The sequence below is a fragment of the Streptomyces sp. NPDC048441 genome (assembly GCF_043200235.1).
In the GTDB taxonomy this organism is placed as follows: Bacteria; Actinomycetota; Actinomycetes; order Streptomycetales; family Streptomycetaceae; genus Streptomyces.
In genome coordinates this window covers 198455-212292 of sequence record NZ_JBICXM010000006.1, presented here as the reverse complement: position 1 = coordinate 212292, position 13838 = coordinate 198455, and the positions used below count along the sequence as shown (strand labels likewise).

14 protein-coding genes are annotated in these 13838 nt (G+C 69.0%); 8 read left to right on the top strand and 6 right to left on the bottom strand.

The window, feature by feature from the left end:
* The first annotated feature begins 22 nt into the window (after positions 1–22).
* The gene (groES, locus tag ACGFSB_RS17120) at positions 23–331 is read left to right on the top strand and encodes a co-chaperone GroES (RefSeq protein WP_018528412.1); all 309 of its coding nucleotides are present in this window, start codon (positions 23–25) and stop codon (positions 329–331) included.
* A 116-nt stretch (positions 332–447) separates the two neighbouring features.
* Positions 448–2070 carry a chaperonin GroEL gene (gene groL, locus ACGFSB_RS17115; protein WP_393399482.1) on the top strand — a complete coding sequence of 541 codons (1623 nt, stop codon included), beginning with the start codon at positions 448–450 and terminating at the stop codon, positions 2068–2070.
* Positions 2071–2207: 137 nt separating this feature from the next.
* On the opposite strand, the gene ACGFSB_RS17110 is transcribed toward groL, so the two are convergent.
* Both ACGFSB_RS17110 and ACGFSB_RS17105 read right to left on the bottom strand, forming a co-directional pair.
* A complete protein-coding gene (locus ACGFSB_RS17110) occupies positions 2208–2981 on the bottom strand; it encodes an SDR family NAD(P)-dependent oxidoreductase (RefSeq protein ID WP_393399480.1) in 774 nt (257 codons plus the stop codon).
* 132 nt (positions 2982–3113) lie between these two features.
* Positions 3114–3791, bottom strand: coding sequence for an MOSC domain-containing protein (locus ACGFSB_RS17105; protein ID WP_393400164.1), 678 nt, complete (start codon positions 3789–3791; stop codon positions 3114–3116).
* A gap of 88 nt (positions 3792–3879) precedes the next feature.
* Here ACGFSB_RS17105 and ACGFSB_RS17100 point away from each other — a divergent pair, with 88 nt between their 5' ends.
* Positions 3880–4776 carry a LysR family transcriptional regulator gene (locus tag ACGFSB_RS17100; protein ID WP_393399478.1) on the top strand — a complete coding sequence of 299 codons (897 nt, stop codon included), beginning with the start codon at positions 3880–3882 and terminating at the stop codon, positions 4774–4776.
* Positions 4777–4855: 79 nt separating this feature from the next.
* Here ACGFSB_RS17100 and ACGFSB_RS17095 read toward each other — a convergent pair whose 3' ends face one another.
* On the bottom strand, positions 4856–5206 hold the full coding sequence (locus tag ACGFSB_RS17095; protein ID WP_393399476.1) for a WhiB family transcriptional regulator: 351 nt from the start codon (positions 5204–5206) through the stop codon (positions 4856–4858).
* A 390-nt stretch (positions 5207–5596) separates the two neighbouring features.
* Between ACGFSB_RS17095 and ACGFSB_RS17090 the strand changes: the two genes are divergently transcribed.
* From ACGFSB_RS17090 to ACGFSB_RS17075, 4 genes are all read left to right on the top strand, one after another.
* Positions 5597–6208, top strand: a complete 612-nt coding sequence (locus tag ACGFSB_RS17090; protein WP_003948568.1) for a response regulator transcription factor — start codon at positions 5597–5599, stop codon at positions 6206–6208.
* 266 nt (positions 6209–6474) lie between these two features.
* Positions 6475–7050: a sigma-70 family RNA polymerase sigma factor gene (locus ACGFSB_RS17085; RefSeq protein WP_393399474.1), complete on the top strand. Its 576-nt coding sequence runs from the start codon at positions 6475–6477 to the stop codon at positions 7048–7050.
* 174 nt (positions 7051–7224) lie between these two features.
* Entirely contained in the window at positions 7225–8733 is a 1509-nt protein-coding gene (guaB, locus tag ACGFSB_RS17080; protein ID WP_393399471.1) for an IMP dehydrogenase, read from the top strand.
* A gap of 167 nt (positions 8734–8900) precedes the next feature.
* Positions 8901–10025, top strand: coding sequence for a GuaB3 family IMP dehydrogenase-related protein (locus ACGFSB_RS17075; RefSeq protein ID WP_393399469.1), 1125 nt, complete (start codon positions 8901–8903; stop codon positions 10023–10025).
* 78 nt (positions 10026–10103) lie between these two features.
* Here ACGFSB_RS17075 and ACGFSB_RS17070 read toward each other — a convergent pair whose 3' ends face one another.
* Positions 10104–11357 (bottom strand): nucleotide sugar dehydrogenase, encoded by a 1254-nt coding sequence (locus tag ACGFSB_RS17070; protein ID WP_393399467.1) that lies wholly within the window; start codon positions 11355–11357, stop codon positions 10104–10106.
* A gap of 239 nt (positions 11358–11596) precedes the next feature.
* On the opposite strand from ACGFSB_RS17070, the gene ACGFSB_RS17065 reads away from it, so the two are divergent.
* On the top strand, positions 11597–13303 hold the full coding sequence (locus tag ACGFSB_RS17065) for a glycerol-3-phosphate dehydrogenase/oxidase (protein WP_393399466.1): 1707 nt from the start codon (positions 11597–11599) through the stop codon (positions 13301–13303).
* Positions 13304–13314: 11 nt separating this feature from the next.
* Here ACGFSB_RS17065 and ACGFSB_RS17060 read toward each other — a convergent pair whose 3' ends face one another.
* Together ACGFSB_RS17060 and ACGFSB_RS17055 are read right to left on the bottom strand one after the other, a co-directional pair.
* Positions 13315–13482 (bottom strand): hypothetical protein, encoded by a 168-nt coding sequence (locus ACGFSB_RS17060; protein WP_393399465.1) that lies wholly within the window; start codon positions 13480–13482, stop codon positions 13315–13317.
* A 47-nt stretch (positions 13483–13529) separates the two neighbouring features.
* Positions 13530–13715, bottom strand: coding sequence for a hypothetical protein (locus tag ACGFSB_RS17055; protein WP_393399463.1), 186 nt, complete (start codon positions 13713–13715; stop codon positions 13530–13532).
* Positions 13716–13838: the final 123 nt, after the last annotated feature.

The window sequence follows — 13838 nt, the reverse complement described above, 5'->3', positions numbered from 1 at the left end:
CTCCGAAGGGGGAGACCGGATCGTGACGACCACCAGCTCCAAGGTTGCCATTAAGCCGCTCGAGGACCGCATTGTGGTCCAGCCGCTCGACGCCGAGCAGACCACGGCCTCCGGCCTGGTCATTCCGGACACCGCGAAGGAGAAGCCCCAGGAGGGTGCTGTCCTCGCCGTGGGGCCGGGCCGCTTCGAGAACGGCGAGCGCCTGCCGCTCGACGTCAAGGTCGGCGACGTCGTGCTGTACAGCAAGTACGGCGGCACCGAGGTGAAGTACAACGGCGACGAGTACCTCGTCCTCTCGGCTCGCGACGTGCTCGCGATCGTCGAGAAGTAATTCACCCGCTTCACCAGTTTTGCTTTTGAGCTGCGCCCCTGGTCACCCCGCTGATTGCCGGGCGGCGAGGGGCGCATCTCGTTAAACCCGAGTTTCGAGAGGGCTGAACCGCTCCCATGGCGAAGATCCTGAAGTTCGACGAGGACGCCCGTCGCGCCCTCGAGCGCGGCGTCAACAAGCTTGCCGACACGGTCAAGGTGACGATCGGCCCCCGCGGCCGCAACGTCGTCATCGACAAGAAGTTCGGCGCCCCCACCATCACCAACGACGGTGTCACGATCGCCCGCGAGGTCGAGCTCGACGACCCGTACGAGAACCTTGGCGCGCAGCTCGTCAAGGAGGTGGCGACCAAGACCAACGACATCGCGGGTGACGGCACCACCACCGCGACCGTTCTCGCCCAGGCCCTGGTCAAGGAAGGCCTGCGCAACGTAGCCGCCGGCGCTTCCCCGGCCGCCCTGAAGAAGGGCATCGACGCCGCCGTCAAGGCCGTGTCCGAGGAGCTCCTCGCCACCGCGCGCCCGATCGACGACAAGGCCGACATCGCGGCCGTCGCCGGTCTGTCCGCCCAGGACCCGCAGGTCGGCGAGCTCATCGCCGAGGCGATGGACAAGGTCGGCAAGGACGGTGTCATCACCGTCGAGGAGTCCAACACCTTCGGCCTTGAGCTGGACTTCACCGAGGGCATGGCCTTCGACAAGGGCTACCTGTCGCCGTACATGGTGTCCGACCAGGAGCGTATGGAGGCCGTCCTCGACGACCCGTACATCCTCATCCACCAGGGCAAGATCTCCTCCATCCAGGACCTGCTCCCGCTGCTCGAGAAGGTCATCCAGACCAACGCCTCGAAGCCGCTCCTGATCATCGCCGAGGACGTCGAGGGCGAGGCCCTGTCGACCCTGGTCGTGAACAAGATCCGCGGCACCTTCAACGCCGTCGCGGTGAAGGCCCCCGGCTTCGGCGACCGCCGCAAGGCCATGCTCGGTGACCTCGCGACCCTCACCGGCGCCACCGTCATCGCCGAAGAGGTCGGCCTCAAGCTCGACCAGGTCGGTCTCGACGTGCTCGGCACCGCCCGCCGCGTGACCGTCACCAAGGACGACACCACCGTCGTCGACGGTGGCGGCGACTCCTCGGAGGTCGCGGGCCGCGTCAACCAGATCAAGGCCGAGATCGAGTCCACGGACTCCGACTGGGACCGCGAGAAGCTCCAGGAGCGCCTCGCGAAGCTGGCCGGCGGCGTCTGCGTGATCAAGGTCGGCGCCGCGACCGAGGTCGAGCTCAAGGAGAAGAAGCACCGTCTGGAGGACGCCATCTCCGCGACCCGCGCCGCGGTCGAGGAGGGCATCGTCTCCGGTGGTGGCTCCGCTCTGGTGCACGCCGTCAAGGTCCTCAAGGACTCCCTCGGCAAGGAGGGCGACGAGGCCACCGGTGTCGCCGTCGTCCGCCGCGCCGCCGTCGAGCCGCTGCGCTGGATCGCCGAGAACGCGGGCCTCGAGGGCTACGTCATCACCTCGAAGGTCGCCGAGCTCGACAAGGGCTTCGGCTTCAACGCCGCGACCGGTGAGTACGGCGACCTGGTCAAGGCCGGCGTCATCGACCCGGTCAAGGTGACGCGCTCCGCGCTGGAGAACGCCGCGTCCATCGCCTCGCTGCTCCTCACGACCGAGACCCTGGTCGTCGAGAAGCCGGCCGAGGAAGAGGCTGACGCCGGTCACGGGCACGGTCACTCTCACTGACCTGCTCCGCTGAGCTGAACTGAGGCCCGGTGCCCCCTGCTTGGGGGCGCCGGGCCTCGGTGGGTTCTCGGGTGCGGACCGTCTCGGCTGGTCGCGCAGTTCCCCGCGCCCCTTACGGGGCGCTCCTCTGGACTTGTCTACTGCGGGCCGTACTTCCTGCCCGTCCGTGAAGTCACCCCGCCCAGGAGTGCCCTCGGCGTCACCTTCACCACGCCCATCAGTGCCTTGTACCGCGTGTCCGGGATGGACAGGGTCTTGCCCCGTGCCAGGTCGGCCAGCGCGGCGGCGACCAGCTTGTCGGCGTCGAGCCACATCCACTTGGGGATGTTCGACGTCCCCATTCCGGCGCGCTCATGGAACTCGGTCCGTACGAAGCCGGGGCACAGGGCCATCAACCGCACCCCGGATCCGGCCAGATCCTTCGCGGCTCCCTGCGTGAACTGCACGACCCACGCCTTCGACGCGCCATACGTACCGCGCGGCACGAACGCCGCCACCGAGGCGACGTTGACGACACCTCCGCGGCCCCGCTCCCGCATCGACTCCGTCGCCGCCGACGTCAGCCGGAGCACTGCCTCGCAGTGCACCTTGAGCATCGTCAGCTCGTCCTCGATCGACACTTCCAGGTACTGGCCCTTGTTGCCGAACCCGGCGTTGTTCACCAGGAGGTCGACCGGGCTCCTGCGGTCCGCGAGCCGCTTCTCGACGGCATTGATCCCGTCGTCCGTCGCGAGGTCCGCGGTCAGGACCTCCGCCTCGATGCCGTGCCGGTCGTGCAGTTCGGTCGCCTGCTCCCGCAGTCGCTCGGTGTTCCGTGCCACCAGGACCAGGTTGTGGCCGTCACCGGCGAGCCGCCGGGCGAAGGCCGCGCCGATACCGGCGGTCGATCCCGTAATCAGAGCCGTAGTCATGGGCCAAGGTTAGTGAGATCCGGTGACCGCGGTGTGCCCCGGACGCCCTCCCGGCCTGCCCTGCCAGGGGATTCGCGGCGGGCCATGCCCAAGTCGCCATGTCCTGCCATCAGTTACGAACTCTGCGATCAGTTACGAAGTCTGCGAGCCGTACTTCTCCACGTACTTCCGAGCCGTCTCGATCAACTCGGAATGGAGCGCGTCACCGGCGGCCAGCAGGCTCGGCAGCAGCGTCTTCTCCGTCGTGACCGCCCGGAACTGGAGGGCGACGGTGATCTCGTGCCCCGGCCGGTGCACGACCTCGATCGTGTCCCCGCCCCTGATCTCACCCGGCTCGATCACCCGCAGATAGGCGCCGGGAGCGCCGTGCTGCGTGAAACGCTTGACCCAGCCCTTCTCGCCGAGATGGCCCTGGAACGTGCGACAGGGAATGCGGCCCGACGTCACCTCGAGCAGCAGATCGGGGCCGACGCGCCAGCGCTCGCCGATCTTCGCTCCGGTCACGTCGAGCCCGGACGTCGTGAGGTTCTCGCCGAAGGAGCCGTTGGCCAGCGGGCGCCCGAGCAGGCGCTCCCACTCGTCGAGGTCCTCGCGGGCGAAGGCGTACACCGCCTGGTCGTTCCCGCCGTGGTGCCGCAGATCGCAGACCTCGTCCCCGGCGAGACCACTCCCCGCGACGCCCTTCGCACCGGGAGCCGTCACCCGTACGGCCCCATCGGTGGGCTGTTTGTCGATGCCGGTGCCGCCCGCGGGAGCGTCGGTGTATTCCACGGCCTTGAACCGGCCCAGATTCACAGAGAGAAGCTTCATGACGGTCATGACAGAAGGCTAGGCCTCCTCACTCAAAGCGTCGACGCATTATTGGGCGATCGCCCCAAGTGTCACTTATGCTTGATCCATGATCGAGGCCCGTCATCTCCGCGTTCTCCGTGCGGTCGCCACCACCGGATCCTTCTCCGCCGCGGCGCGCGAGCTCGGCTGCACCCAGCCCGCCGTCAGCCAGCAGATGAAGGCGCTCGAAGCTTCCGCCGGTACGCCGCTGCTCATCCGCACCGGGCGTGAGATGCGCCTGACGCAGGCAGGCGAGGCCCTGGTCCGGCACGCCACGGGGATCCTGGCCGGTCTCACCGCCGCCGAGGAGGAGGTCGCCGCCATCGCGGGCCTGCGGGCGGGCCGGGTCCGCCTGGTCTCCTTCCCCAGCGGCAGTTCGACGCTGGTGCCGAGCGCGCTCGCCGCCCTGCGCGCGGCGCACCCCGGCACCCGGGTCTCCCTCGTGGACGCCGAACCGCCGCGCTCGGTCGAGATGCTGCGCGAGGGCGACTGCGATGTCGCGCTCGCCTTCCGCTATGACGGCGCGTCCGCCGCCGAGGAGTGGGACGACCTGGTCGTACGCCCCCTTCTCGCGGACCGGCTCGTCGGTCTCGTCCCCGAAGGGCACCGGCTCGCCAAGGCGGAGTCGGTCGCCATCGGGGAACTCGCCGACGAGCCGTGGATCGCGGGCTGTCCGCGCTGTCGTAGGCAGCTGGTCGAGGTCTGCGAAGGGGCGGGATTCGTGCCCCGCATCGATTTCGCGACCGACGACTATCCGGCGGTCATCGGCCTGGTCGGCGCGGGCCTGGGGGTCGCGGTCCTCCCCGAGCTCGCCATCGAGTCCGTACGCCCCAAAGGTGCACGCACAGTGACGGTGGAGCCTGCCGTGCAGCGCGAGATCGTCGCGCTCACCCTGCCGGACCTGGCGCAGGTACCCGCGGTGGCCGCCACGCTCGACCACCTCGCGCGGGCCGCGCGGCGCTGACCGCGCCGCAGAGCGCCCAGGCGCGACCGAAGAGCACCGAGGCGCGGCCGAAGAGCCGAATAGTCGAAGAAACGTTCCTTCACGGCCGCGAGATCATGCCGCCGCTCGAGGCCGATGTCGCGGCCGCGGGTGCCGACGTCGTGACGAGGCGGTTGCGGGCGCGGCCCATGAGTTCCTCGCGCTCGTCCTCGGTAAGTCCGCCCCAGACGCCGTACGGCTCCCGTACCGCGAGGGCGTGAGCGGCGCACTCCGCACGCACCGGGCACCGCATACAGACCTCCTTGGCGGAGTTCTCACGCGCGCTGCGTGCCGCGCCCCGCTCACCCTCCGGGTGAAAGAAGAGCGAGCTGTCGACCCCGCGGCAGGCCGCAAGGAGCTGCCAGTCCCACAGATCTGCGTTCGGTCCGGGAAGGCGGGAGAAATCTGCCATTGCTTGTCTCCTGGTAGCCGTTCTGCGCGGATACGGTGCCCATGACCGTACATCTACTGTCTAAGGAGATGAAAATATGACTCATAGGAAAATCTAGCCACAGACACCACTAAAAGGGAAGGAAGGCGGCTAAATGGGGCATCGGTTGTGATGAAAGGTTGAGGGTCTCCCGCGCTCTCTGCTCTGTGTCCGCGCCCTCACGTAGAGTGCCGAAGGTGGCTGGCCGCCCCGTAACTCTTTCGGGTGACCGTCGTTGAGAGTGCGGAGGCGGTTGAAAGAACAAGCGCTCGGGCAGATGTCCGAGAGCGTCAACCGCGCAGGTGACGAATAAGTACCAGCCTGGAGGCTCAAGGTGACGCGCAGCAGCTGTGAGAGCCGCGGAGGACAGTCATGACATCCGTCCTCGTCTGCGACGACTCCCCGCTTGCCCGAGAGGCGCTCCGCCGCGCGGTCGCGACCGTGCCCGGCGTCGAGCGTGTGACGACAGCGGCCAACGGCGAGGAAGTCCTCCGCCGCTGGGGCGCCGACCGCTCGGACTTGATTTTGATGGACGTACGCATGCCCGGTCTGGGTGGTGTGGAGACGGTCCGGCGGCTCCTGTCCGCCGACCCCGGTGCGCGCATCATCATGCTCACGGTCGCCGAGGATCTGGACGGTGTCGCGCTCGCGGTCGCCGCCGGTGCCCGCGGCTATCTGCACAAGGACGCCTCGCGCGCCGAACTGCGCGCGACCGTCACCCAGGCGCTCGCCGATCCGACGTGGCGGCTCGCTCCGCGCAGACTGCGTTCGGCCGAGATGGGCGCGGCGCCGACACTCACCGCGCGCGAGATCCAGGTGCTCGAGGGCATGAGCCACGGCCGGTCGAACGCCGAGATCGGACGTGAGCTTTTTCTCTCCGAGGACACGGTCAAGACCCACGCCAGGCGGTTGTTCAAGAAGCTCGGCGCCTCGGACCGCGCGCACGCCGTGGCGCTCGGTTTCCGCTGGGGCCTGGTCCGATAGGTGTGCCGCCGTGCGGGCACGGCGCTCCCCGCCCGCCATGTGGTGGGCGGGGCGACGGATGCCCGTTGCTCCCCTTCGCGGGAGCGGTTGCTGTTGCTTCGCCGCCGATGCCGCATCCTTGAGGTGTGGAGTTCCTCGGGGACAGGTCGGTCGAGCGGGAGGGGAGGGCGCAGGAGATGAGTTCCGGCGCACCTGCTCATAACGCTTCGGTGCACAACTATGGACGTGGTGCCGCGGATCAATCGGCGCCAAGGCACCATGGACCGATGCGCGATGACAAGACGACGGTGATCGGTGCCCTCGTCCTTCGCGCGGTCGAGGGCGATGAGCAGGCCACGCACGACCTCCTGGCCCATGTGCACCCCCTGGCGCTGCGCTACTGCCGCACTCGGCTCTCCCGACTGCCCGGTGACGCACGGCATTTCGTGGAGGACCTGGCGCAGGAAGTGTGCGTCGCCGTTCTCCTCGCGCTGCCGCGCTACAAGGACACGGGGCGCCCGTTCGAAGCGTTTGTCTTCGCTATCGCCGCACACAAGGTCGCCGACCTGCAGCGCGCCGCGATGCGCCACCCCGGTTCCACGGCGGTGCCGTCGGACGAGATGCCGGAGCGGCCCGACGACTCGCTGGGTCCCGAGGAGCGCGCGCTGCTCAGCAGCGATGCCGCGTGGGCCAAGAAGCTCATGGCCAACCTTCCGCAGAACCAGCGCGAGCTGCTGCTCCTGAGGATCGCGGTCGGGCTCACGGCCGAGGAGACCGGGCAGATGCTGGGGATGTCCCCGGGCGCTGTGCGGGTGGCGCAGCACCGCGCGTTGAGTCGTTTGCGGGCGCTGGCCGAGCAGTAGAGGTTTCAGTGGCCGGTCGATGATCGCTGCCGTGCCCACTTTCGAAGGTCATCGGTGGCCATCGGTGACGTATGAACGTACAAATCTGATCGATGATCTTGATCGTGGAATGAGACACCTCCAGTTCCCGTTAGCATGGACGTCCGCACCGATCAAGGCCATGGGGAAGGTGTCATGACTGCAAACGTCGACGGAGTGCCCGAGAAATTCGCGACGCTCGGGCTGACCTACGACGACGTGCTGCTGCTGCCCGGCGCGTCGGACATGGCGCCGGACCAGATCGACACTTCCTCGCTCATCTCGAAGAACGTGCGCGTGAACGTCCCGCTGCTGTCCGCGGCGATGGACAAGGTCACCGAGGCCCGCATGGCGATCGCCATGGCGCGGCAGGGCGGCGTCGGCGTGCTGCACCGCAACCTCTCCATCGCGGACCAGGCCAACCAGGTCGACCTCGTGAAGCGCTCCGAGTCCGGCATGGTCACCGACCCGATCACGGTGCATCCGGACGCGACGCTCGGCGAGGCCGACGCGATCTGCGCCAAGTTCCGCATCAGCGGCGTCCCGGTCACCGACCCGGCGGGCAAGCTGCTCGGCATCGTCACCAACCGTGACATGGCCTTCGAGTCGGACCGCAGCCGTCAGGTGCGCGAGGTCATGACGCCGATGCCGCTGGTCACCGGCAAGGTCGGCATCTCCGGTGTGGACGCCATGGAGCTGCTGCGCCGCCACAAGATCGAGAAGCTTCCGCTCGTCGACGACAGCGGCGTCCTCAAGGGCCTCATCACGGTCAAGGACTTCGTCAAGGCCGAGAAGTACCCGAGCGCCGCCAAGGACAAGGAAGGCCGCCTCCTGGTGGGCGCGGCCGTCGGCGTCGCGGGCGACTCCTTCGACCGTGCCCAGGCCCTCATCGAGGCGGGCGCCGACTTCATCGTCGTCGACACCGCGCACGGCCACTCCCGCATGGTCGGAGACATGGTCGCCAAGATCAAGTCCAACGCCTCGGGCGTGGACGTCATCGGCGGCAACATCGCCACCCGTGACGGCGCCAAGTCCCTCATCGACGCCGGTGTCGACGGCATCAAGGTCGGCGTCGGACCGGGCTCCATCTGTACGACGCGCGTCGTCGCCGGTATCGGCGTACCGCAGGTAACGGCAATCTACGAAGCGTCGCTCGCCGCCAAGGAGGCCGGTGTCCCGGTCATCGGCGACGGTGGCCTTCAGTACTCGGGCGACATCGCCAAGGCGCTCGTCGCCGGTGCGGACACGGTCATGCTGGGCTCGCTGCTCGCCGGCTGCGAGGAGTCCCCCGGAGAGCTGCTCTTCATCAACGGCAAGCAGTTCAAGTCGTACCGCGGCATGGGTTCGCTCGGTGCGATGCAGACCCGCGGCGACCGCAAGTCCTTCTCCAAGGACCGCTATTTCCAAGAGGGTGTCGCCTCCGACGAGAAGCTCGTCCCCGAGGGCATCGAGGGGCAGGTGCCCTACCGCGGTCCGCTCTCCGCGGTCGTGCACCAGCTGATCGGCGGTCTGCGTCAGTCGATGTTCTACGTAGGCGGCCAGACGGTGCCCGAGCTCCAGCGGAACGGCCGTTTCGTACGGATCACATCGGCGGGCCTCAAGGAGAGCCACCCGCACGACATCCAGATGACGGTCGAGGCGCCGAACTACACGAACAAGCGCTGACCGAAATCGCAGCGCACGCGCGCGTGGGGGGCGGACCGGATTCCCGGGTCCGCCCCCTTTGCGCGCGTCGGGGATACTGGAGCGGCAGAGCGAGTGCAGAAGTGCCGAGAAGTGCAGAAGTGCCGAAGAAGTACCGAAGTGCCGAAGAAAGCTGAAAGGCCACCCACGTGACTGAGATCGAGATCGGGCGCGGCAAGCGCGGCCGCCGGGCGTACGCCTTCGACGACATCGCCGTCGTACCGAGCCGTCGTACGCGCGACCCGAAGGAGGTCTCGATCGCCTGGCAGATCGACGCCTACCGCTTCGAGCTGCCCTTCCTGGCGGCGCCCATGGACTCGGTCGTCTCGCCGCAGACCGCGATCCGCATCGGTGAGCTGGGTGGCCTCGGCGTACTGAACCTCGAGGGCCTGTGGACGCGGTACGAGGACCCGCAGCCGCTGCTCGACGAGATCGCGGAGCTCGACTCGGAGACCGCGACCCGTCGCCTCCAGGAGATCTACGCGGCGCCCATCAAGGAAGAGCTGATCGGGCAGCGCATCAAGGAGGTGCGCGACTCGGGCGTCGTCACCGCCGCCGCGCTCTCCCCGCAGCGCACCGCCGAGTTCTCCAAGGCCGTCGTGGACGCCGGTGTCGACATCTTCGTCATCCGTGGGACCACCGTCTCCGCCGAGCACGTCTCCGGTGCCGCGGAGCCGCTCAACCTCAAGCAGTTCATCTACGAGCTCGACGTGCCGGTGATCGTGGGCGGCTGCGCCACCTACACCGCCGCGCTGCACCTGATGCGCACCGGCGCTGCCGGTGTCCTCGTCGGCTTCGGCGGCGGCGCCGCGCACACCACGCGCAACGTCCTGGGCATCCAGGTGCCGATGGCCACCGCCGTCGCGGATGTCGCGGCCGCCCGCCGTGACTACATGGACGAGTCCGGCGGCCGGTACGTGCACGTCATCGCCGACGGTGGCGTGGGCTGGTCCGGCGACCTGCCCAAGGCCATCGCCTGCGGCGCCGACTCGGTGATGATGGGCTCGCCGCTGGCCCGCGCCACGGACGCGCCCGGCAAGGGGCACCACTGGGGCATGGAGGCCGTCCACGAGGACGTGCCGCGCGGCAAGGCCGTCGACCTCGGTGTGGTCGGTACGACGGAGGAGATCCTCACCGGTCCCTCGCACATCCCGGACGGCTCGATGAACTTCTTCGGGGCGCTGCGCCGGGCGATGGCCACGACGGGCTACAGCGAGCTCAAGGAGTTCCAGCGCGTCGAGGTGACGGTCGCGGATTCGCAGCACAAGCGCTGACGGTTCGGTTTCTGGACGCAGTCCTACGGAGGGCCCCGGTTTCGTACCGGGGCCCTTCTTGCGTGCCAGAGGCGGTGGTCAGAGGCGGTGGGCGGCGCCCGCCGGGGTGGCGCCCCTGGTGTCGAGGAGCAGTTGGGCCTTCACGGCGAGACCTTGCAGGTCGTACGTGCGGTGGTGCTGGAGCAGGATCGTGAGGTCGGCGTCGGCCGCGGCTTCGTAGAGGGAGTCCGCGCGGGGGACGGGATGCCCGAGCACGCTCCAGTTCGGCACGTAGGGGTCGTGATAGCTGACGGCGGCGCCCATCTCCATCAGGCGCGTCGCGACCTCCTGGGCGGGGGCGCCCTGCTGGTCGGCGAGGTCGGGCTTGTAGGTGACGCCGAGGAGCAGGACGCGGGCGCCGCGGGCCGACTTGCCGTGTTCGTTGAGCAGGGTCGCAGAGCGCTGGATCACGTACTGGGGCATACGGTCGTTGACCTGCTGGGCCAGTTCGACCATGCGCAGGGGGCGGGCGCCGCGGCCGGGGCCCGGGATGTCCAGGGGGACGCCGTGGCCGCCCACCCCGGGGCCGGGGCGGAAGGCCTGGAAACCGAAGGGCTTGGTCTCCGCGCAGCGGATGACGTCCCACAGGTCGATGCTCAGGTCGTGGCAGAGCACGGCCATCTCATTGACCAGGGCCATGTTCACGTGCCGGTAGTTGGTCTCGAGGAGGTGCACGGTCTCGGCCTCGCGTGGGCCACGCGCGCGTACGACCTTGTCGGTGAGGCGGCCGTAGAAGGCGGCGGCCGATTCGGTGCAGGCGGGGGTGAGGCCGCCGATGACCTTGGGGGTGCCCGCGTAGCCGTGGCTGCGGTTGCCCGGGTCGAGGCGGCCGGGGGAGTACGCGAGGTGGAAGTCGCGGCCCGCGCGCAGCCCTGAGCCCTGTTCGAGGATGGGGCGGAGGAATTCCTCCGTGGTTCCGGGGTACGCGGGTGACTCGAGGATGACCGTGGTGTGCGGGCGCAGCCGTGCGGCCAGGGCGTGGGCGGCGTCCGCCACCTGGCTCAGGTCGAGCGACCGGTCCGCCGCCGGAGGAGTGGGGGCGCAGATGACGGCGGTGCGGACCCGGCCGAGCTCGACCGGATCGGTGGTGGGCCTGAATCCCCTCGAGAGCATCCGGCGGACATCGGCGGCGGTGAGGGTTCCCTCGGCGCCGTCGCAGGGCAGCCGGCCGCCTGCGAGGTCTACGGCGCGGACGGGGTCGTAGCCGACGGTGGCGATGCCGCCGGAGACGGCGGCCTGGGCCAGGGGCAGGCCGAGGTGGCCGAGGCCGATGACGGCGAGATCTGCGGGCATGGCGGTGGGCCGTCCTCCCAATAGCCGGAGCGGGACGAGCGCGCAAGCCCTGTGGACAAGGTGGACCAGCGCAATGTCAGACTAGGAGTAAATATGACCGTTATGCGGCATTGTGCTGTGCCGGACGTCGGAGTGTTGGCCGCGAGTTGTCCACAGGCGGCGGTCGAACTCAGCGGACCTGACCAGAATCTGGGCATGATGTGAGCGCGACCACACCCGACAATCAACGGGAGGCAGCGGTGAGGACAGCGACCTTGGGGCCGGCGGAGCGTGCCGAGTCACTTGCGGGAATGGCCGAGCGGGAGCTGGATGTCCTGGTCGTGGGCGCGGGAGTGGTCGGTGCGGGCACCGCACTCGACGCTGTGACCCGCGGACTGTCCACGGGCCTGGTCGAGGCGCGGGACTGGGCGTCGGGCACGTCGAGCCGGTCGAGCAAGCTGATCCACGGCGGCCTGCGCTATCTGGAGATGCTCGACTTCGCGCTGGTGCGCGAGGCGCTGAAGGAGCGCGGGCTGCTCCTGGAGCGGCTCGCCCCGCACCTCGTGAAGCCGGTGCCGTTCCTCTATCCCTTGCAGCACAAGGGATGGGAGCGGATCTATGCCGGTTCGGGTGTCGCGTTGTACGACGCGATGTCGATGTCACGGGGCCATGGCCGAGGCCTGCCCATGCACCGCCACCTGACCCGGCGTCATGCCCTGCGTGTCGCCCCGTGTCTGAAGAAGGACGCGCTGGTCGGGGCCATGCAGTACTACGACGCGCAGATGGACGACGCCCGCTATGTGGCGACCCTGGTGCGCACCGCGTCGGCGTACGGCGCGAAGGTCGCCAACCGGGCGCGGGTGACGGGCTTCCTGCGGGAGGGAGAGCGCGTCGTCGGCGCCCGCGTGCAGGACGTCGAGGGCGGCGGGGAGTACGAGGTCAGGGCCAAACAGGTGGTCAATGCCACCGGTGTGTGGACCGACGACACCCAGGCGATGGTGGGGGAGAGGGGGCAGTTCCACGTCAGGGCGTCCAAGGGCATCCATCTGGTCGTGCCCAAGGACCGGATCAACTCGACGACCGGTCTGATCCTGCGGACGGAGAAGAGTGTCCTCTTCGTCATTCCGTGGGGCCGCCACTGGATCGTGGGGACGACCGACACCGAGTGGGACCTGGACAAGGCGCATCCGGCGGCGTCGAGCGCCGATATCGACTATCTCCTCGAGCATGTGAACTCGGTGCTCGGAGTGCCCCTCTCACGCGACGACGTGCAGGGGGTATACGCAGGCCTGAGGCCGCTGCTCGCCGGAGAGTCGGACGCCACGAGCAAACTGTCGCGTGAGCACACGGTGGCGCATCCGGCGCCAGGCCTCGTGGTCATCGCGGGCGGCAAGTACACGACGTACCGGGTGATGGCGAAGGACGCGGTGGACGAGGCGGTGCACGGCCTCGACCAGCGGGTCGCCGACTGTGTCACGGAGGACATCCCGCTGGTCGGCGCCGAGGGGTACAGGGCGCTGTGGAACGCGCGCGCCAGGATCGCCGCCCGCACCGGGCTGCACGTGGTGCGCGTGGAGCACCTGTTGAACCGGTACGGCTCGCTGGCCGAGGAAGTCCTCGAACTCGTCACGGCCGATCCAGCGCTCGGTGAGCCGCTGCCCGCCGCGGACGACTATCTGCGCGCCGAGATCGTCTATGCCGCGTCGCACGAGGGGGCCCGGCACCTGGACGACGTGCTGACCCGGCGCACGCGCATCTCGATCGAGACGTTCGACCGGGGCACGCGCAGCGCGCGGTTGTGCGCGGAGTTGATGGCGCCGGTGCTCGGTTGGGACAAGGACCAGGTGGAGCGGGAGGTGCAGCACTACGAGAAGCGGGTGGAGGCTGAGCGGGAGTCGCAGCGGCAGCCGGATGACCTGACGGCGGACGCGGCGAGGCTGGGGGCGCCGGACATCGTGCCGCTCTGATGCTCCGCCGGCTATAGGCGGAACTCGGCCGTCAGGAGGGCCGGTTCGATGTCCGGGTCGGGCGTCTCGGCTATCTCGTCCGTGTTGACCCGGAACGTGAGGACGCGGTCGCTGTCGCGGGTGGCGGTGGTGCGGTGGCGGTGGTGCGGTGGCGGCGGTGCGGTGGCGGTGGTGCGCACATGGCTTCCGGCGGTGCGGCCGTTGTGACCCGCGCCGCCGAGGGCCGCTACGGCATGGGCGATGAACGTCTTCGTGATGCTTCCGGTCCGGCGGTGGGGGCCTTGCCCCGGGTGGCGAGCAGCGGAAGAGTGACGTCCGTGGCCGGTGCCGGGGGCGGCGGCGCGCTGGCGGAAGTCACACCGATGAGGGACGCCGCAAGGGGGATGGCCAGCAGTGTTTGTGAAATGGGCATGGTGATCCCTCCTTGTGCGGAGCCCGTCATGAGGGACGTTGGACCCTGGGCATGGACCAGTCCCTGAATGAGGGACAATGAAGGCTCTGTCAGGGCGGGTTGCGCAGGTAGCAGAGGTAGCAG

Coding starts and splice junctions, on each gene's coding strand:
- ACGFSB_RS17085 (WP_393399474.1), top strand. CDS start 6,475: ATGCGCGATGACAAGACGACGGTGATCGGTGCCCTCGTCCTTCGCGCG.
- ACGFSB_RS17070 (WP_393399467.1), bottom strand. CDS start 11,357: ATGCCCGCAGATCTCGCCGTCATCGGCCTCGGCCACCTCGGCCTGCCC.
- ACGFSB_RS17090 (WP_003948568.1), top strand. CDS start 5,597: ATGACATCCGTCCTCGTCTGCGACGACTCCCCGCTTGCCCGAGAGGCG.
- ACGFSB_RS17055 (WP_393399463.1), bottom strand. CDS start 13,715: ATGCCCATTTCACAAACACTGCTGGCCATCCCCCTTGCGGCGTCCCTC.
- groL (WP_393399482.1), top strand. CDS start 448: ATGGCGAAGATCCTGAAGTTCGACGAGGACGCCCGTCGCGCCCTCGAG.
- ACGFSB_RS17095 (WP_393399476.1), bottom strand. CDS start 5,206: ATGGCAGATTTCTCCCGCCTTCCCGGACCGAACGCAGATCTGTGGGAC.
- ACGFSB_RS17105 (WP_393400164.1), bottom strand. CDS start 3,791: ATGAAGCTTCTCTCTGTGAATCTGGGCCGGTTCAAGGCCGTGGAATAC.
- guaB (WP_393399471.1), top strand. CDS start 7,225: ATGACTGCAAACGTCGACGGAGTGCCCGAGAAATTCGCGACGCTCGGG.
- ACGFSB_RS17100 (WP_393399478.1), top strand. CDS start 3,880: ATGATCGAGGCCCGTCATCTCCGCGTTCTCCGTGCGGTCGCCACCACC.
- ACGFSB_RS17110 (WP_393399480.1), bottom strand. CDS start 2,981: ATGACTACGGCTCTGATTACGGGATCGACCGCCGGTATCGGCGCGGCC.